The organism is Nonomuraea sp. NPDC049709 (assembly GCF_040674815.1).
Classification (GTDB): Bacteria; Actinomycetota; Actinomycetes; order Streptosporangiales; family Streptosporangiaceae; genus Nonomuraea.
Genome location: NZ_JBFANM010000001.1, coordinates 50,227 through 65,592, shown reverse-complemented (window position 1 = coordinate 65,592; position 15,366 = coordinate 50,227). Strand labels below are relative to the sequence as shown.

22 protein-coding genes and 1 tRNA gene are annotated in these 15,366 nt (G+C 65.4%); 14 read left to right on the top strand and 9 right to left on the bottom strand.

The annotated features are described in order from the left end of the window. Positions 1-61 precede the first annotated feature (61 nt). Both AB0J69_RS00365 and AB0J69_RS00360 read left to right on the top strand, forming a co-directional pair. The gene (locus AB0J69_RS00365) at positions 62-625 is read left to right on the top strand and encodes a YceI family protein (RefSeq protein ID WP_364111226.1); all 564 of its coding nucleotides are present in this window, start codon (positions 62-64) and stop codon (positions 623-625) included. 185 nt (positions 626-810) lie between these two features. After that, positions 811-899: transfer RNA gene (locus tag AB0J69_RS00360), tRNA-Ser, on the top strand. A 94-nt stretch (positions 900-993) separates the two neighbouring features. Here AB0J69_RS00360 and AB0J69_RS00355 read toward each other — a convergent pair. Then, positions 994-1,689 (bottom strand): site-specific integrase, encoded by a 696-nt coding sequence (locus AB0J69_RS00355; RefSeq protein WP_364111224.1) that lies wholly within the window; start codon positions 1,687-1,689, stop codon positions 994-996. 27 nt (positions 1,690-1,716) lie between these two features. On the opposite strand from AB0J69_RS00355, the gene AB0J69_RS00350 reads away from it, so the two are divergent. Then, entirely contained in the window at positions 1,717-2,121 is a 405-nt protein-coding gene (locus tag AB0J69_RS00350; RefSeq protein ID WP_364111222.1) for a hypothetical protein, read from the top strand. 53 nt (positions 2,122-2,174) lie between these two features. Then, positions 2,175-2,942: a hypothetical protein gene (locus AB0J69_RS00345; protein WP_364111220.1), complete on the top strand. Its 768-nt coding sequence runs from the start codon at positions 2,175-2,177 to the stop codon at positions 2,940-2,942. A gap of 97 nt (positions 2,943-3,039) precedes the next feature. Here AB0J69_RS00345 and AB0J69_RS00340 read toward each other — a convergent pair whose 3' ends face one another. Beyond that, positions 3,040-3,690: a hypothetical protein gene (locus AB0J69_RS00340; protein WP_364111218.1), complete on the bottom strand. Its 651-nt coding sequence runs from the start codon at positions 3,688-3,690 to the stop codon at positions 3,040-3,042. Further along, complete coding sequence (locus AB0J69_RS00335) at positions 3,687-3,905, bottom strand: hypothetical protein (RefSeq protein WP_364111216.1); 219 nt, start codon at positions 3,903-3,905, stop codon at positions 3,687-3,689. The genes AB0J69_RS00340 and AB0J69_RS00335 overlap by 4 nt, the downstream gene beginning before the upstream one ends. A 181-nt stretch (positions 3,906-4,086) precedes the next feature. On the opposite strand from AB0J69_RS00335, the gene AB0J69_RS00330 reads away from it, so the two are divergent. The 4 genes from AB0J69_RS00330 (at position 4,087) to AB0J69_RS00315 (ending at position 6,585) form a co-directional block, all read left to right on the top strand. After that, on the top strand, positions 4,087-4,311 hold the full coding sequence (locus tag AB0J69_RS00330) for a hypothetical protein (protein WP_364111214.1): 225 nt from the start codon (positions 4,087-4,089) through the stop codon (positions 4,309-4,311). Then, the gene (locus AB0J69_RS00325; protein ID WP_364111212.1) at positions 4,289-4,807 is read left to right on the top strand and encodes a DUF6879 family protein; all 519 of its coding nucleotides are present in this window, start codon (positions 4,289-4,291) and stop codon (positions 4,805-4,807) included. The genes AB0J69_RS00330 and AB0J69_RS00325 overlap by 23 nt, the downstream gene beginning before the upstream one ends. Positions 4,808-4,810: 3 nt before the next feature. Next, on the top strand, positions 4,811-5,680 hold the full coding sequence (locus AB0J69_RS00320; protein ID WP_364111210.1) for a helix-turn-helix transcriptional regulator: 870 nt from the start codon (positions 4,811-4,813) through the stop codon (positions 5,678-5,680). 83 nt (positions 5,681-5,763) lie between these two features. Beyond that, positions 5,764-6,585: a hypothetical protein gene (locus tag AB0J69_RS00315; protein WP_364111208.1), complete on the top strand. Its 822-nt coding sequence runs from the start codon at positions 5,764-5,766 to the stop codon at positions 6,583-6,585. A gap of 334 nt (positions 6,586-6,919) precedes the next feature. Here AB0J69_RS00315 and AB0J69_RS00310 read toward each other — a convergent pair whose 3' ends face one another. Next, positions 6,920-8,140: a tyrosine-type recombinase/integrase gene (locus AB0J69_RS00310; protein WP_364111206.1), complete on the bottom strand. Its 1,221-nt coding sequence runs from the start codon at positions 8,138-8,140 to the stop codon at positions 6,920-6,922. A gap of 211 nt (positions 8,141-8,351) precedes the next feature. Between AB0J69_RS00310 and AB0J69_RS00305 the strand changes: the two genes are divergently transcribed. Then, positions 8,352-8,540, top strand: coding sequence for a hypothetical protein (locus AB0J69_RS00305; RefSeq protein WP_364111204.1), 189 nt, complete (start codon positions 8,352-8,354; stop codon positions 8,538-8,540). A gap of 175 nt (positions 8,541-8,715) precedes the next feature. Here the strand turns inward: AB0J69_RS00305 and AB0J69_RS00300 are convergent, their stop codons facing one another. The 3 genes from AB0J69_RS00300 to AB0J69_RS00290 all read right to left on the bottom strand — a co-directional run bounded on the left by AB0J69_RS00300 (position 8,716) and on the right by AB0J69_RS00290 (position 9,873). After that, positions 8,716-9,054, bottom strand: a complete 339-nt coding sequence (locus AB0J69_RS00300; protein WP_364111202.1) for an Imm51 family immunity protein — start codon at positions 9,052-9,054, stop codon at positions 8,716-8,718. A 79-nt stretch (positions 9,055-9,133) separates the two neighbouring features. Beyond that, positions 9,134-9,400 carry a hypothetical protein gene (locus AB0J69_RS00295; RefSeq protein ID WP_364111200.1) on the bottom strand — a complete coding sequence of 89 codons (267 nt, stop codon included), beginning with the start codon at positions 9,398-9,400 and terminating at the stop codon, positions 9,134-9,136. Between the two features lie 188 nt (positions 9,401-9,588). Next, positions 9,589-9,873 carry a DUF3027 domain-containing protein gene (locus AB0J69_RS00290; RefSeq protein ID WP_364111198.1) on the bottom strand — a complete coding sequence of 95 codons (285 nt, stop codon included), beginning with the start codon at positions 9,871-9,873 and terminating at the stop codon, positions 9,589-9,591. Positions 9,874-10,108: 235 nt separating this feature from the next. Between AB0J69_RS00290 and AB0J69_RS00285 the strand changes: the two genes are divergently transcribed. The 3 genes from AB0J69_RS00285 (at position 10,109) to AB0J69_RS00275 (ending at position 12,172) form a co-directional block, all read left to right on the top strand. Next, positions 10,109-10,705 carry a hypothetical protein gene (locus tag AB0J69_RS00285; protein ID WP_364111196.1) on the top strand — a complete coding sequence of 199 codons (597 nt, stop codon included), beginning with the start codon at positions 10,109-10,111 and terminating at the stop codon, positions 10,703-10,705. A 402-nt stretch (positions 10,706-11,107) separates the two neighbouring features. Next, positions 11,108-11,644 carry a hypothetical protein gene (locus AB0J69_RS00280; RefSeq protein ID WP_364111194.1) on the top strand — a complete coding sequence of 179 codons (537 nt, stop codon included), beginning with the start codon at positions 11,108-11,110 and terminating at the stop codon, positions 11,642-11,644. Between the two features lie 90 nt (positions 11,645-11,734). After that, complete coding sequence (locus AB0J69_RS00275; RefSeq protein WP_364111192.1) at positions 11,735-12,172, top strand: hypothetical protein; 438 nt, start codon at positions 11,735-11,737, stop codon at positions 12,170-12,172. Positions 12,173-12,377: 205 nt separating this feature from the next. Here AB0J69_RS00275 and AB0J69_RS00270 read toward each other — a convergent pair whose 3' ends face one another. Next, positions 12,378-12,809: a DUF6086 family protein gene (locus AB0J69_RS00270; RefSeq protein WP_364111190.1), complete on the bottom strand. Its 432-nt coding sequence runs from the start codon at positions 12,807-12,809 to the stop codon at positions 12,378-12,380. Between the two features lie 83 nt (positions 12,810-12,892). Here AB0J69_RS00270 and AB0J69_RS00265 point away from each other — a divergent pair, with 83 nt between their 5' ends. Further along, the gene (locus tag AB0J69_RS00265) at positions 12,893-13,837 is read left to right on the top strand and encodes a hypothetical protein (RefSeq protein WP_364111188.1); all 945 of its coding nucleotides are present in this window, start codon (positions 12,893-12,895) and stop codon (positions 13,835-13,837) included. 39 nt (positions 13,838-13,876) lie between these two features. Here AB0J69_RS00265 and AB0J69_RS00260 read toward each other — a convergent pair whose 3' ends face one another. Next, the gene (locus AB0J69_RS00260; RefSeq protein ID WP_364111186.1) at positions 13,877-14,362 is read right to left on the bottom strand and encodes a hypothetical protein; all 486 of its coding nucleotides are present in this window, start codon (positions 14,360-14,362) and stop codon (positions 13,877-13,879) included. A gap of 145 nt (positions 14,363-14,507) precedes the next feature. Here AB0J69_RS00260 and AB0J69_RS00255 point away from each other — a divergent pair, with 145 nt between their 5' ends. Next, positions 14,508-15,287 carry a helix-turn-helix domain-containing protein gene (locus AB0J69_RS00255; RefSeq protein WP_364111184.1) on the top strand — a complete coding sequence of 260 codons (780 nt, stop codon included), beginning with the start codon at positions 14,508-14,510 and terminating at the stop codon, positions 15,285-15,287. Positions 15,288-15,366: the final 79 nt, after the last annotated feature.

Sequence of the window (15,366 nt, the reverse complement as noted above, 5' to 3'; positions counted from 1 at the left end):
CCTCGTGTAGAAATTTGTTGCCGCAGACATCCGCACCGCAAGCTTTCTGAGGAGAACCCCGATGAGCACCCGTACCTGGGAGTCCCTGACCATCCCGGCCGCCGGCACGTACAACCTGGACGTAGCGCACACCCGCATCGGCTTCGTCGTCAAGCACATGATGGTCAGCAAGGTCCGCGGCCACTTCGACAGCTTCAACGGCTCCGTCACGATCGCGGAGAACCCGCTCGAGTCGACCGCTGAGCTCGCCATCCAGACCGACAGCATCAGCACCGGCATGCCGGACCGCGACGGCCACCTGCGCAGCGACGACTTCCTGTCGACGGAGAAGTTCCCGCAGATCACCTTCAAGAGCACCCGCGTGGTGGGCCACTCCGGCGACGAGTTCACCGTCGTGGGCGACCTGACCATCCGCGACGTCACCAAGCAGGTCGAGCTCACGGTCGAGTACGGCGGCGCCGGCACGAACCCCTGGGGCCAGGCCGTCTGGGGCTTCTCGATCAGCACGGAGTTCGACCGCGAGGAGTTCGGCCTGACCTGGAACCAGGCGCTGGAGGCCGGCGGCGTGCTCGTGGGCAAGAAGGTCAAGATCGAGATCGAGGGCGAGGCCAACCCGGCCGCCTGACCCGTCGTCCACCGCTTCACGCCCGGGTTATCCACAACCCTGAAGCCCGCCCCAACTCTGGGCGGGCTTCATCCACAGGCAGTTACCCACAGGCTGTTGATAACTCTTGATGAAGGCTGGCGGGGCAATCGCTTTGCCGCCTCGCCAGAAGGCCGGTACGCTGTGCTGAGCCGCGGTGGCTTCCAGGAGGATTCGCCTAGTCAGGTCTATGGCGCCGCACTGCTAATGCGGTTTGGTGGCAACACCATCCGGGGTTCAAATCCCCGATCCTCCGCTTTTGAGCAGGGAGTATGCGAGAGATCGCATACTCCCTTTCTCGTGTCGGAGATCATTTCGGGCTCCAGATGGCACGGAGATGGCACAGGCGGTCAGATACGGCTCTTGCGCGGCACGAACGCGGCGATTGCCTGCGCGGCCTCTTCCTGGAGTTCTTCGGCCACGCTGACGTAGACCTCGCTGGTGAAGGACTCTCGGGCGTGTCCCAGGATCTCGCTGATCACCTTCATGGAGACGCCCGCCGCGTGCAGCATCGTGGCCGCGCCGTGGCGGAGGTCGTGGAACCTGACGGGCGGCAGCTTGGCACGGCCGTACAGGGTGATGAAGTGGCGGGAGACGTAGTCGGGGTTGAGCGGCTCCCCGTTCTCCTGCGTGAAGACCCGCCCGGAGTCCACCCACGCCTCACCCCACTGCATGCGCTCTTCGAGCTGGGCCTTGCGCCACGCCTTGAGGACGCGGGTGGTCTCGTCGTCGATCATCAGCTTGCGGTCGGAGTTCTCCGACTTGGTGTCGTCGAGTTCGTCGTCGGGCTGGGACTGGCGGATGTGGATCCGACGCGTCTCCAATCCGACGTCTGCCCAGTCGAGTCCGACAAGCTCACCGCGACGCAGGCCCCAGAACGCGGCCAGGTGGTACAGGGCGTAGAGGCGTTCCTTGCTCTCGGTGATGTGGTCGAGCAAGGCCCCGCAGTGGTGCTGACTCCAGACCATGACCTTGGCGGGTACGGTCCCCGTCTCCTTCCACCGCTCGACCCGCTCGGTTGTCCACAGCAGTGGACGATTCTTCACCCGCTGCTTGGACGCCGCCTGGCCGTCGTGGGAGCCGTCTACGGCGTGGCGGGCGTCTGGACCGACAACCGCCGCAAGCAGGCCGGTTTCGGCAAGCTCAAGGTGATGTTGCAGCGCGGTCAGCTCGTGCTGCCGCGCGTTCCGGAACTGCTCAAGCAGCTCCGCAGCCTGGAGTTCGAGCAGATGCCTGGCGGATCGCTGCGGATCGAGGTCCCGGCGCGCGCCGGACATGACGATCTCGTGCTCGCTCTCATGCACGCGATCTCCTGCGTCAGGCCGACGCCCGTGGAGGCGCGGCGGCGGGTCGCCGACGTGGACCACACCGTGACGCGGCTGGGGGTGCGGGTTCCGGTGGACGCCTGGCCGCTGACCTGGCACTCCGCCTCCTACACCTGGCCTGCCGAGTCGCAGGCCGACAACACCGCATGGTGAGCCGCACGGAACGCGGCCAGCCGATCAGGAAACGCACGAAGAAGGAGAAGACCATGGCCATCCCCATGGACATCCAGTTCCGCAAGACCGACCTCGACGCCCTGCCGGTGAAGGTCACCGCCGTCCGCAACGGCCTCGTGGCGGCCCTCGGCATGACGTCACGTGACGCCCGCTACTCCATTGAGCATCGGGAGAAGCTGGCCGAGAAGCTGCGCGAGGAGGCTACGGGCCAGCTCGACCAGATCGAGCGCGAGGCCGACCGCGCGGTGCAGGACATCACGACCTGGCTCGACAAGCAGTCGTCCACGCCGGGCGACCCGCAGCGGGAGTTGCTCGACGAGGTCAAGCGCCAGAGCGCTTGGTCGCGAGCGAAGGCGCTGCTCGACAAGGGTATGGACGTGCGCGCCCTGATCAAGGACGCGGTGGCGAGCAAGGACGTTGCGACCCTGACCGCGCTCCGCACCGAATGGCCCGTCTACGTCCGCACCGGAACCGACCGAGAGGTCCACCCCCGCGTCGTGGCGGAGATCCTCGACGGCATCGAGCGCGGCCTTGCCGATGCCCTGTCTGGTGACCAGGGCGCGGCGGCTCGGCTGAGGATCAAGACCGGCGAGTCACGAGAGGTCGTGAAGCGTGCCCTGTCGGAGGCGCGGAACCACGTCCAGTGGCTCACCGACAACCCCGCAGGAGAACTGCGCAGGAACGAGCGGCTGGCCGACGTGGAGGCCAATTCCACCGGGATGGCGATCATCAATGGCCAGCTCGTGAAGACCGGTGGTCGCTCGGGCGGCGAGTTCCACGGAGGTCACACCGCGCGGTAGCGGTGGAAGGTGGCCCCGCACACGCCCTCCTTGTATGTCATGGGCGGGGCCACCGGCTCGATCCGCCGCTGGTCACGCAGCGACAAGCCGAGCAGCTTCAGGGGACCGGCTCCAGGCGCATGCCGTCCAACCGGACGACCATTTGCAGGGCGAGGCAGGATGCGTGGCGGGCGAATTCGTCGAACCCGACGTAGATGTTGTGCCCAGTGTGGATGATGGTGCCGCCCGGACCTGGGGTGAAGGTGTCGGCCAGGACCCCCACCGGTTCGGCGCTGGCGGCGGTGTAGACCGCTGAGGACTTGCGGAGCTGGGGACAGTAGGCCAGCGACTCGGGGATGCACGCGGGGCAGGTGGGCGGGGCGTTGGTGAGCCCGCTGTCTTGGCTCATCGCGCGGAACGCGGTCTCGGTGATCACCCACCACATGCGCCCGGTTCGGGGGTCCCTGCCGGTCTTCCCGCAGACCTGGCACAGGCCGCGTAGCATGGCCAGCCATTGGCGCCTGACGTTCAGCATCCGCCACAGCGGTTGGCCGCGCCGGTTCTGACGGATACGGCCCCGAAGGATGCCCCCGATCCAATCGCTTGGACGTGGATCGGGATAGGTGAGCCGGATGTCGCCGAAGGGGTGCTGCTTGGCGAACAACAGGCGGTGTTCGATCGCTTCGCCGGACCACGCGATGACGTACGGGACGCGCAGTGGTGCGGGGCTGTCGGCCGCGCTGCTCACTGGTCGTTGCAGGGTGGTCATTGGGAAGTCTCCGCCTCACGCCAGGTGTGAACCACACTCTTGGCCATCGCGAGCAGCGCAAGCCGTCGAGGGCAGTCGGCCTCGATGAGGTCACTGGACGCCCGGTGCCGGCCATACAGCATGTCGCCGACACGCCAAGTGTCGAACTCCACGACCATCGGAACCGACATGGCGTTGCGCTCGCATGCCTGATGAGGACCGTGTTCGGAGGGCATGACTGTGACGCTAAGAACGTGAGCTGTGGTGTCTCAATGAGGTTGCCGAGCGTTGCCGTGAAGATCCTTGTCTCGGGATCGGCCCACACGGAGTGGGCAATCTTTGGCAACTTTCTTGATGAACGGTTAGGGAGGACGCAAACTCAGGCATGACGCATCCGTTCGGCGAGGAGGATCTCCGATGAGCCTGGAATTCCTGGGAAAGGATCCGGACAGTCCCAACGGGGGCTCGCCAACCATCTGGCAAGACAGCGAAACGGGCGATCTCTGGATTCAGGGCTGGGCGGTCCGGGACTTGGTCGCCGAGATCGGCAAGATCCCTGACGGTGAAGCAGTCGTCCGTATCCCTCGGCGCATGCTCCAGTTCCTGCCGGAGGTGAACGGTGACCACTGGCGCAGAAATTGAGCACGGTCTACGCCACTGCAAACGATCCGCCGTACACCTGGAGATGCGCGACGGGTACATGCTGGACGACCCCGACTTCCACGCCTGGCAAGCCGGTCACCGACTCGATCCCGACGACCGGCCCTCCTGGTGGCGGCCCTGGCTCCAGAACATCGTGGACGCCGTCGCGCGGGGAGCCGAAGTAAGGCGGGCCCGTATCGTCTCCGAACCCGTGAGCGACTACATCCGTTACGAGTACGACATCACCTTTCCCAACGTCCGCGCAGGTGAGCAGGTGCGTTGGCTTCCCCGCCGACAGGCCACTGATCTGGCGCTCCCCGGGAACGACTTCTGGCTGTTCGATCAGGAGATACTCCTGATCAACCATTTCAGCGGCAACGGCGACTGGTTGGACGTCGAGCATGTCACCGACCCTGCCGTGATCAAGCTGTGCAGCGAAGCCTTCGAGGCGGTCTGGCATCGCGCCGTCCCGCACGACGACTACCACGTCGATTGACCCTTGCGCTCCTCATCGTCCAGCGCACACGAGGCGCTCCAAATCCTCGCCGCCCGGCTCCGCCGGATCCGTAAGGACGCCCGCTTGTCGGGCCGAGAGCTCGGGCGGCTGGCGGGTTGGCACGCATCCAAGGTCAGCCGGATCGAGCATGCACATCGACCCCCCTCGATCCACGACGTACGGGCTTGGTGCGAGCACTGCGGAGTTCCGGAGCAGGCCGAGGACCTCATCGCCTCCCTGGAGGCGATTGAGGGCATGTTCGTCGAGTGGCGGCATATGGAACGCACAGGACTCCGCCACGCTCAGGAGTCGGTCCTGCCGCTCTGGGAGCGTACGCGGCGGTTCCGCTTCTACGCCCCCAACCTCATACCCGGCCCGCTCCAGACGCGCGCCTACATCACCGCCGTGTTGACCGCGCTCCAACAGCGCCGCGATCTCCCCGACGACGTGGAGGACGCCGTTCAGGTCCGGGTGGACAAACAGCAGGTCCTTCACATGGGCGATCATCGTTTCGTCGTCCTCCTTGAGGAGAACGTCCTTCGCCAGCCGATCGGAGGCCCCGACGTCATGACGGGCCAGCTCGGCCACCTGCTGACCGTCAGCACGCTGCCCTCCGTGTCGCTCGGCATCATCCCGTTGGGCGCAGACAGGTCCAGCATCTGGCCCACCGAAGCGTTCTTCATGTTCGACGACGAGGAGGTGACCGTTGAACTCGTGTCGGGCCATCTGACGGTCACGCGGCCACACGAGATCGCGATGTACTCCCGTACCTTCATGGAACTGGCCGAACTGGCTGTGTACGGCAAAGCCGCCCGCGCCCTGATTACGAGGGCAATCCAAGTAGTGGACGAGCAGACACCTGCTTCCCCCTGACCGAAAAAGGTTGCCCTCGGCTGACGCATCGGAGACGTCCACTTCGCGAAAGTCCGGCCCGGTGTCGTGCCTGCAATCCTCCGGTGACAAGGCCGAGATCAGCGATCGCCGAAGATGATCCCATGAGAAGCTTATGCGCGCTGCTAGGCGTCCTGGCCCTGCTGCTCACGTCGCCTCTGGCAGGCGCGGCACGCGCACAGACCAGCGGTTCACTGGCTCAGGCGATATCCGCGCTCAAGGGTGAGTTCGCAGAAAAGAGCGGTGTGCTTTTCTCCCAGAAGACCCGCAACGGCTTGGACTCGGACGCCAGCCTGACGGTCACCCACGGCAAGCACCGGTTCGCCGCCAAGACTGGCGTGTACGCCAGCGACATTACGGAGGCTTTCACCGTGGGCGACCGAGACCCGGAGCCTTTCCGCATGATTAACATTGGCCGCGACACCTATACCCAAAACTTCTGGGACAGGCTGCCCAAGGGGAAGAAGTGGAGTCATAGGCGGAATGCGGAAGGCTTCCTCTGGTCACAGAACTTGGTGGATGCGCTTAATCCGAAATTCCTCCAACTGATCTCCCGCAGCGCCGAGAAAGTACCCACCAAGGACCGATACGACGGCGTCCCCACCGCCCGATACGACGGCTCGGTTGAGGTTGGCCACCTCGGCTCGCGCCAGGCCGGCGTCTACTACGGCAAACGAACAGGGGATTGGGCAGGAGGCCGCATCACGTGGAAGCTCTGGTTGGGCCCGGATAATCTCCCCAGGCAATTCCAGGCCGAGATCGTCTACGAGCCCTACGGCCCAGATCAGAGAGCTGATACCGTGAGGACGAACGTCCTCTACAAGGGCTGGGGAACGCCTGTGCACATCACCGCCCCTCCCAAGAAGCTCGTGGTCGAGGCTGAATGAGCCCACCGCCGAGGCGTCCCGAGCGCCGCCAACATCACCCTTATGTCGCTGTGCCAGATGGCACCGTGATGGCACAAACGACGCCGCACCGTGCCATCGGAGCCCGAATCAGACCGCACAAGCAGTAGCCATTGACCTCCTGAAACGCCATGAGGTCGAACGACACCGAACACCTCATAACCAGATTTAAGGGACTGCTAATGCGGTTTGGGTTTACCGCCCATCCGGGGTTAAAATCCCCGATCCTCCGCACGTGAGAGGCCCTCTACCGAACTTCGGTAGAGGGCCTTTTTGATCTCTGAGGGCGTCATAGTTGCAGGGCTAGTTGCAACGGCTACGGATTCCCCCAGAGAGCGGAGGCGAGTCGTTCCCCCGCGTCACGCATCAAGGGTGTGGATACGTGGGTGTAGCGCTCGGTGGTGGTGACCCGGGTGTGGCCGAGCACCTGCTGTACGACGCGGATGTTCACACCCTGCTCGATGAGGAGCGTCGCGGCGGTGTAACGGGCGTCGTGGACCCGGACGTCCCGGACGCCGGCCTGCTTGAGGATGACTTTCCAGACCTTCCAGTCTTCGGTACGTTCGATGGCGGTGCCGTGCTTGGTTGCGAAGACCAGATCGTGGTCTTCCCACCGATCTCCCGCCTTCTCCCGTTCGGCACCCTGCGTCTCGTGGTGGGCCTTGAGCTGAGCGAGGAGTTCGGGTGGGCACTGGAGGGTGAGCTTGTTCTTGCCCTTGCGCTGCCGAAAGACGAGGCCACCGCCGGTTCGCTTTGGACACTTGTCCGCGTGACCGGCGCAGTCCTTGAGACAAGGCCGCTTGTAGCAGACGTGACCCGGCTTCGTGCAGCCCGGCTTACACGTCGGCCCATGCTTGTGGATCTTGCACCGCGCGTGACATGGCCGACGATGCCACTCCTCGCCGCAGGCGTGCGGGTCGTCGCACCCGTGCCGCCACTCCTGGCGCTGTACCTGGAACCAGGCCCGGATCTCCCCGGTGTTCATGTCGATGTACGACCAGCGGAGCCCGAGGGACTCTCCCTGACGGATGCCGAGTGCGAGCGCCACTGACCAGCGGGCGCCGTTCCTCTTGGTCTCAGCCACATCGAGAATCCGACGCGCCTCCTCTCGCATCAGCGGTTCGATCTCAATTTCCGCGGCCGTGGGTGCTTCCACAAGGGTGGTCACGTTGCGTGTGACCTTGTCGCGCCTGACAGCCACCTTGAGGGCCCGGGAGATGATCCGGTGCACCTTGACCGTGCTTGTCGACAAGCCCTTGTCGAGCATCGTCGTGTACGCGGTGTCGAGGTGCTCTGGAGCGACCCGGTTCAGTCTGTGTCGGCCAAGAAGCGGGATGATCCAGTGGCGCGTCCTGGAGCGGTAGTCCGTGAGCGTGCGCGGAGCCATCTTCCCCGAGACCACCAGGCGTTCACAGATCACATCAAGGCGGCGGCGCGGCGCGCCGCCGCACTCCCGGCCCTCCGCCCGCCCGCTGTCCGGGCGTGCGGCCTGGGGCCGGTCCCGGACGGCGGCGGGACACCGGGCCGGGTGCCGCACGCCTACCGCTCCGCACCGACCGAACGGCCTGGCCGGGGTTGCCACGCCGCCACACAGATGCAGCCCTTACGATCGCCACGGCATGGCTGGCCGCCGTATGTGCTTGGGGGCGATCGCCGAGCCAGGGTTTGTTCCTCACCCTGGCTCACCGAGTAACGTGGCTGATCGCCGAGCTTGACCCTCGGACCGGCGGATTGCAGGGTGACGAACCATGGGCAGGAGACGCTACGTCGCCAGAGGCGTTCCCGGCGGCTACCGAATCTGGGACAACAAGGCGCGCCGCTGGTGGGGTGACCTCTACGAGTTATGCCCCGACGATTTGCTCGAGGAGCTGAACGGCGCGCATGACTACGACAAAATCACGGCCCTCCTCAAGCGCTACAGAGCCATGAAGCGGTAGGCGGTGCTCCGCTCCAGGATCACCATCGCCGCCATCTCACCATACTGGGGCACTGCCGACGCACACGCTCATGCCGCTGACCGTTCGGCCTACTGCGTGCGCAAAGGTCGTACGTCGGATCGAGCGCGCCCCGACGGCCGGCGTGCTTGGCGTCCGCTGCTCAGCAGCAGGCGGGTCAGTCGTCAAATTCGAAACCGTCCGCCTCGGCGGCTGCAACGAGCCGCCGCATGCGGTCGGCATCTGTCGCGATGGCCGCCATCCGGGTGCCCAGCTCCTCCAGCGCGCTTCGGTCCCTTCCGTACGCGCAGAACATGCCGCCTTCGGGATCGTACGAGAACCGGCCTTCCAGGGGAGGGGCCTCGGTGCTGACGAGCACTTGCGCGACGCCTTCCCAGAAATATCCGTTTGGCTCGTGACCGAGTTCCTCGATCACGTTGTCTACCTGCGTGGTTCCCGCGTCCAGCAACAGCGCGTACTTTCCCGGGGTCGACTCGATCAGCCTCAATGGGTGCATCGGCGCATGCTGCCACTTTCGATCCCGAGCTGCAAGGCACGCTCGTCGGCCACGCACTCTTCTGCCGCATTTGGTCTACTCATAGGCATTGCCCGCAGAGGCGGGTGTCGCCACCGACCGCGTCGCGCGCGTACGATTCGAGTTCCTCCCGCTCGCCGCAGATCTTCCGATAGTCCTTGGTCCAAGTAAAAGCGCCGCTCGGCAGAAGGCTGATGCTCCGGCAGGTGGTGCGATGGAGGACCAGGTACGCCGAGGTGGGCCTACGATAGGTGTTGAGCACGAAGCCATTTGGATGAACGGCGAGCCACGCGAGATAGCCGGGATCATCGTCGATGAATTCTTGCATATCGGCCATGGTTGCAGATCCGCGCCGCACCTGCCCAAACATCCTCTTCTGCCGCGAATCGCGCCCCTCTCAAACGGCGTCAGCATGGTCGTAACCGGAGAGTTTCGGTCAGGGCATATAACAGCGTGCGCGTTAAGTGGTAGTCACGTTCCACGTTCACGACCAACGGTGCGCAACAACCAGGGCTGCTACCCGAACGAGCCGTCCTCGCGGCCGACGAACCGCCCGCAGCCATCGTGCTCGAACCGCACCCGCCCGTCAAACGGCGAGGCGGGGTTAGTGCAGGCCCCGTAGTCCAAGCCGAGCTGACCGCTCAGCGCGATCCAGAAACGGCATCCTCCGCACTGGGCGTAGTACCACTCGTCCGCATACCCAGGCTGGGCGGTGGAGCGATTCAACGACGCACCCCACCGCTCATGGCACTGATCGTTGTGATCTCGATCGTTACCTGTCCAAGGCTCACCAGTGGCCACTCTCGGTGCCTCCACCTAAATCCGAGACCGTCAGCTCCGGCGATTGCCCAGCGACCCCCATCCTCCCAGCAGCCAGCCCATCCGCGGTTGCAGTTCGGGTGCAATACAAGGCCGTTCAGAGCCGTTCAGGATGGACATCGGTTAGGCGTTGACCTGCATTGAACGATCCGGAACGGCCCGAACTGGATCTTTTAATCCGCAGGTTCAGGGTTCGTGAGCCTGTCACAATCAGGCTGTGGATTCCGAGGATTCCCCGCTTCTTAAGGCTGTCCAGCTCTATCTCACCGGCGCGCGTACCAAGGAGGCCGGCATCAACGCGACTCGCGTCGTGGAGTGTCTGGAAGACGACGACTGGGAGATGGCCCTCCTCCTTCTTGAGGATCTTGGTGATGTGGATCCACAGCCGCCTGAGTTCTGGAGCTGGCTGGCCGACGCCGCCCGCCTGATGTGGCTCAAAAATGATGCTGACTGGTACGAATGGCGGCGCGGTGAGGCCCGTAGTGGTGCCTTCAGGGCTGAACTGCGTCTCGCCCGCACCGAGGACGGAGGCCGTGCACTGCCGATACCCCCTGACGATGCGCTCCGGCCCATGTGGGACATCGGCCAGCGGACACCCGAGGGTGGGCCTCTGTGGAGCATCGCTTTCCTCTGGGTGGAGGGCCGAGACTTCCTGAAGCCGGGTGGGTGCGGGCTGGTGAGACTGGTTCCTCTGACCCCAGGGCACTGGTGGCACCTTAAGCCGGGTGACCTGATCACCATGCATGAGAGGCGACCACCCTCTGGAACGGCACGCATCATCGAGGTCATGCCCCCCGTGATGACCGCTCCTTAGTTGCAGTTCTAGTTGCAATCCAGCGCCCTCCAATGCCGTTCCAGGTAGATCGGCCGCGCTCGTTGGTCCAGGTTGAACCGATCAGGACGGGCAAGATCCGAGCTGCTAATGCGGTTGGGTTTACCGCCCATCCGGGGTTCAAATCCCCGATCCTCCGCAGGTAGGAGGCCCTCTTCCCTTGGTGGGGAGAGGGCCTTCTTTGATCTTTGAGGGCTTCATGGCTGCCACGGGGCTACGAATCACCCCAGAGCGCTGGAGGGCAGGCGCTCGCCGTCGTCCCGCATGAGGGGTGTGGATACGTGGGTGCAGCGCTCTGTGGTCACTCGGGTGTGGTCGAGGGTCTCCTGTACGACTGTACGACGCGGTTGTGCACACCCTGTCGATGAGGAGCGTCGCGGCGGTGTGGCGGGCGTCGTGCATACGGACGTCCCGGACGTCGGCTTGCTTGAGGATGGCTGTCCACAGCTTCCAGTCCTCGGCGCGCTCGATCGCGTACTGTTCTCATGCTCGGCGTCCTGGACATCGACCTGTCCGCCCCTGATCCGTGACAATCACTCTGTGCGTCTCTTATTGAAGTCGGCCCTGGCAGGGTTCGGGGTAGCGTTCTTACTGCTGCTCCTCCTCCACTGGCCGACTCGTGATTCGGATTCCGAGCTCAAGCTGGCAATGGCATTCGCGCTGGCGCCCTTCCCGCTCAGCATGGTGGCCGCGCTACTTGCCCGCCTGCCCGCCTGGCCGGCCGTCGGGCTGGTGGCACCCTTCGCCATGTCGGCGATCGTCTTCATCCAGCCCGACTATGACTCCTGGGTGTCCGACGAGAAACTCGCGTTCTACCTCTTGATAGCGGTCCCTGCGGTGACCGGCTTCATGCTCACGGCCCTGCTCTGTGCTCTGCTCTTCGGAAAGACCGTGGGCTCGCCACGAGTAGACGCGGCGTAGAGCACATGGAGAAGGCATGGAAGGCCGGCTCTTCGCTGCAACAGTTACGCGCTGTAAAGCCCGTAACCTAGCGCCCTAGACTCAGCGGCCATGGCGATCAATACGTCAGGCGATCTCTGGCGGGGTGAGAACTTCGAGGATCTCGCCGACCTTCTCCGCGAGCACCAACCGGGTGGCTACGCCGTCCAGCGAGTGAGTGAGGCAGTGTGCGCCCGATGCGCTGGAAAGCACTTCAACGTCATGGCCGATGACGTTGAAGGTTGTGTACAACGGGTCTGCGTCGCATGCGGGGATGCCTCCTATGTTGCAGACAGCGCCGACTACGTGGATGAGGCCGATCTCGGTGAATGTGCCTGCCCATGTGGGGGCGAGGAGTTCGCTGTGGCAGTCGGGTTCGCCTTCCGCAACGACGGTGAAGTGCGCTGGGTCAGCATTGGCTTGCGTTGCATCAGTGACGGAAGCCTGGGTGTATACGCAGACTGGAAGATCGATTACAGTCCCACCGCTCACCTCCTGAAACTGACCTGATCAATGATGCTCGGCTCTCGCACTTGATGAAATTGAGCATGCGGCCGGGCATGAGATTGATGAGGTCATTTGCCGGGCTCCCGCTCGCCACCGGGCATGGCAGAGTCGAACAGTACGACCGCCTCGCGTACCTCCCAGTTCGGGTCGTCGTCATCGTCCCAATCCGGCCCTGCCTCGGCGATCTGAGCTGTGGGGGTACTTCCTTTCAGCGGGGCATCGCCCGAGCGTGTCGGGCCGAAAGGGCCGCCCATCGCTCGGCGTCGCGTACGTGGCCGCCGCCTGGTGGCCAGGTTGACTCCTTGCTCGCCTGGATATCCCGCCGACTGCCGTCGTCCGCGCCAGGTGGGGGAAGTTCCGCTCCGGCGCGCTCGACGAGCACCAGGGCCGTCGCTATGAAGCCCTCCATGAGCGAGTGCAGGATCGGGTGGTTCGTACGCTCGTAGCGGTCGATGAGGGCCCCGACGAAGGCGGTGAAGGCGGTCAGGTCGATCTCGCATTCGTCGTTCTCCATGGGGCCGAGGCCCGTCGGCAGTCCCGTTTCGGGGGCGAGTGCCTCCGCTGATCGCATGAACAGGCGGGCGACGCCGTTCGACGGGTTCCAGAGGACCTGGTCACCGATTTGGAAATATTGGCTCATCGGACGAAGGCTAGTTTCGTCGGGCGGGGTCGGAGCGATTTGACCTTTTTTGTGGAGGTGTCGCCGATCTAGGCTCCATGGTCATGGTCCGCACCACCTCCAGCCCGACGGTCGACGTCACCCAGCTGTTCCCCGAGCTGGGCGCGTACGCCAGGACGGCCGTACGCCTGCATCCGCGACCAGGGAAGCCGAGCATGCACGACAGCCACATCGGAGGGCCGCTGATCTGGCCGGCCGCGGAGCCGTGGCCGGTGTGCGACCGGACGATCTCCGTGGACATCCCCTACACCGATGAGACCCCGGGAGGTCCCCGGGACCGAACGCCGGAGAGTCCGATACCCATGGTCGGCGTCGCCCAGTTCTACGCGCGCGACATCCCCGAGATCCCCTTTCCCGAGGGCACGGATCTGCTCCAGGTGCTGTGGTGCCCCAATGATCACATCGTGGACGGCAATCCCGTGCCCTTTCCGCTGCTGGTCTGGCGTACCACCTCGGACCTCACCGACGTCCTCGCCGAGCCGCCCATGCGACCTCACGACACGCCGGACAGCCCTCCTGACGCTCCGGCGGCCGAGCGGAGCATGGAGTATTACCTGCCGCGCCCCTGTGTGCTGCACCTCGAACGGGTCACTGAATTCCCCGATCCCGAAGAACTACCCGAGGAGCTCCAAGCGGCTCTCGACAAATGGGATGAGGAGACCGAGGCCGACTACCAGTACCTGCTGTCCATCGCGCCGGGCTGCAAGATCGGTGGATGGGAGTCCTGGCACCTCACCGACATGTACGAGCTCCCCTGCGAGGTCTGCGGCACCGAGACCGAGCCGCTGCTCCAACTGGACAGCAGCGAATGGGACAGCGGTAGCGAACCCCGATGGCGGCCCCTGGAAGATCGCCACCTCCGATTCGCCACGCCCGAATGCTGGGAGGCGCTCGAACCCACCACCCTAGAACTCGGCCGGTTCGCATCCCTGTACATCTTCGTCTGCCCCCGGTCCAGCGAACATGGCTACCGTCTGGCCATCCAGTAGCGGGAGGCGGCCTCGCGCCGGGCCGCCTCCCCTGAGCCGTCAGAGTTCGATGGTGTGCGTGGTCCGGGTTCCGAGGAGCCGGTTGTCGCGGTAGAACCAGCACTTGGCCTTGTAGTGGTCGCCGTTGGTGCCGCGGATTCGTGCGGTCAGGAACAGGATCGCGTTGTTCTGGTGCTTGCTGTAGATCCCGTGCTGGTGCCAGCGCGGGAGCGGGAAGCCGTGGCGGTGCAGCGGGCGGCAGGTGATGGCGTAGAGGCCGCGACCGCAGCCGGACGCGCCGGCGCCGATCTGGTAACGGGTGTTGCCTCGCCGGTAGATGTTGGCGGCCAGGCGGCAGGCGGAAGCGCCCGCAGCGGCCGCCGTGGCCGAAGCCGCTGAAGCGGCCGAAGCGGCTGATGCGGCGGACGCCTGTGTCACCACGGTGGCCGGAGCAGGTGCGGCGGCGTTGGCGGGGGTCGTGGCGAGCAAGGGGCTCAGGGTGGCCGCGGCGGACAGGGCGGCCAGGGTGCCGATGGCTCTGTTCATGGTGCCTCCTCATCGTGGGACGAGACGGGGAGCGGATGCTCCGCCTCCGAGGGTCACGGCACCCCGATGGCCTTGAACAGGCACCGACGTTGCGCATTAATGGCTGCAACAACCGCAACAATCCCCGACGCCGGCGGAGGATGCTGTGGCACGCGGTGGACGCAGAGATCGCCCGATCGATCGGCACTCCGGGCCGTCAGCCAGTTTCGTCGACGACCTGCGGCGCCTGCGGGGCGCGATGTCGTTGCAGGAGATCGGCACCCGGATGGGGTACCACTCGAGCACGGTGTCGAGACGGCTGAATCCGGACGAGCCGCCTCCGCTGGACTTCGTCCGGGCCTACGTCACGGCCTGCGGGGCCGATCCCGGTCCGTGGGAGGAGCGGTGGCGGGGGCTCACCGAGGAGCTGCCCGAGCAGCAGGCTCCGAACGGGCCGGTACGTCGCCCGCGGCGGCGCTGGATCGTCCTCGGCGCGGTGACGGTGGTGGTTGTCGCGGCGGGCATCGTGGTTCTCGCGGTTGTGCTGCTACGGCCGTCCGGTTCCGAGCCGTCCGCCGTCTCCGTCCCGACCACCAGTCCCGAGCCCCCGCAGAGGGGTACGGGGTTCCCCTGGCGGATCGATCGCATGTCCACGCGCCTCACCTCCCGCACCTGGTCCCAGAGGGCCGAGGGAAGCATCGAGATCTGGGCCGACCTGGCCTGCCCGCGGAGCGCGGCCCCGTACTGGATCGCCCTGCGGCCGGAGGGCGAGGCGGTGCGGTTCACGTGCGGCTCCTGGCAGCACCACCGGTGGGAGCGGGTCCCGCCGGGGAACCACCACTTCGAGGTGTGGAAGGACGCCGACGGTCAGGCGCTGAGCGGGGTGGGAGCGCTTCGGGCGAGCACGCCGATCGTCGAGCAGCCCAAGGCGTCGCCCTCAGGTTGAGGAGGCAGGGGGAGGCAGCAGGCTGAGGAGGCAGGGGAGGAGCGCAGGGGTGTGCGCTCTCTCCCTCGCTGCCCCACAG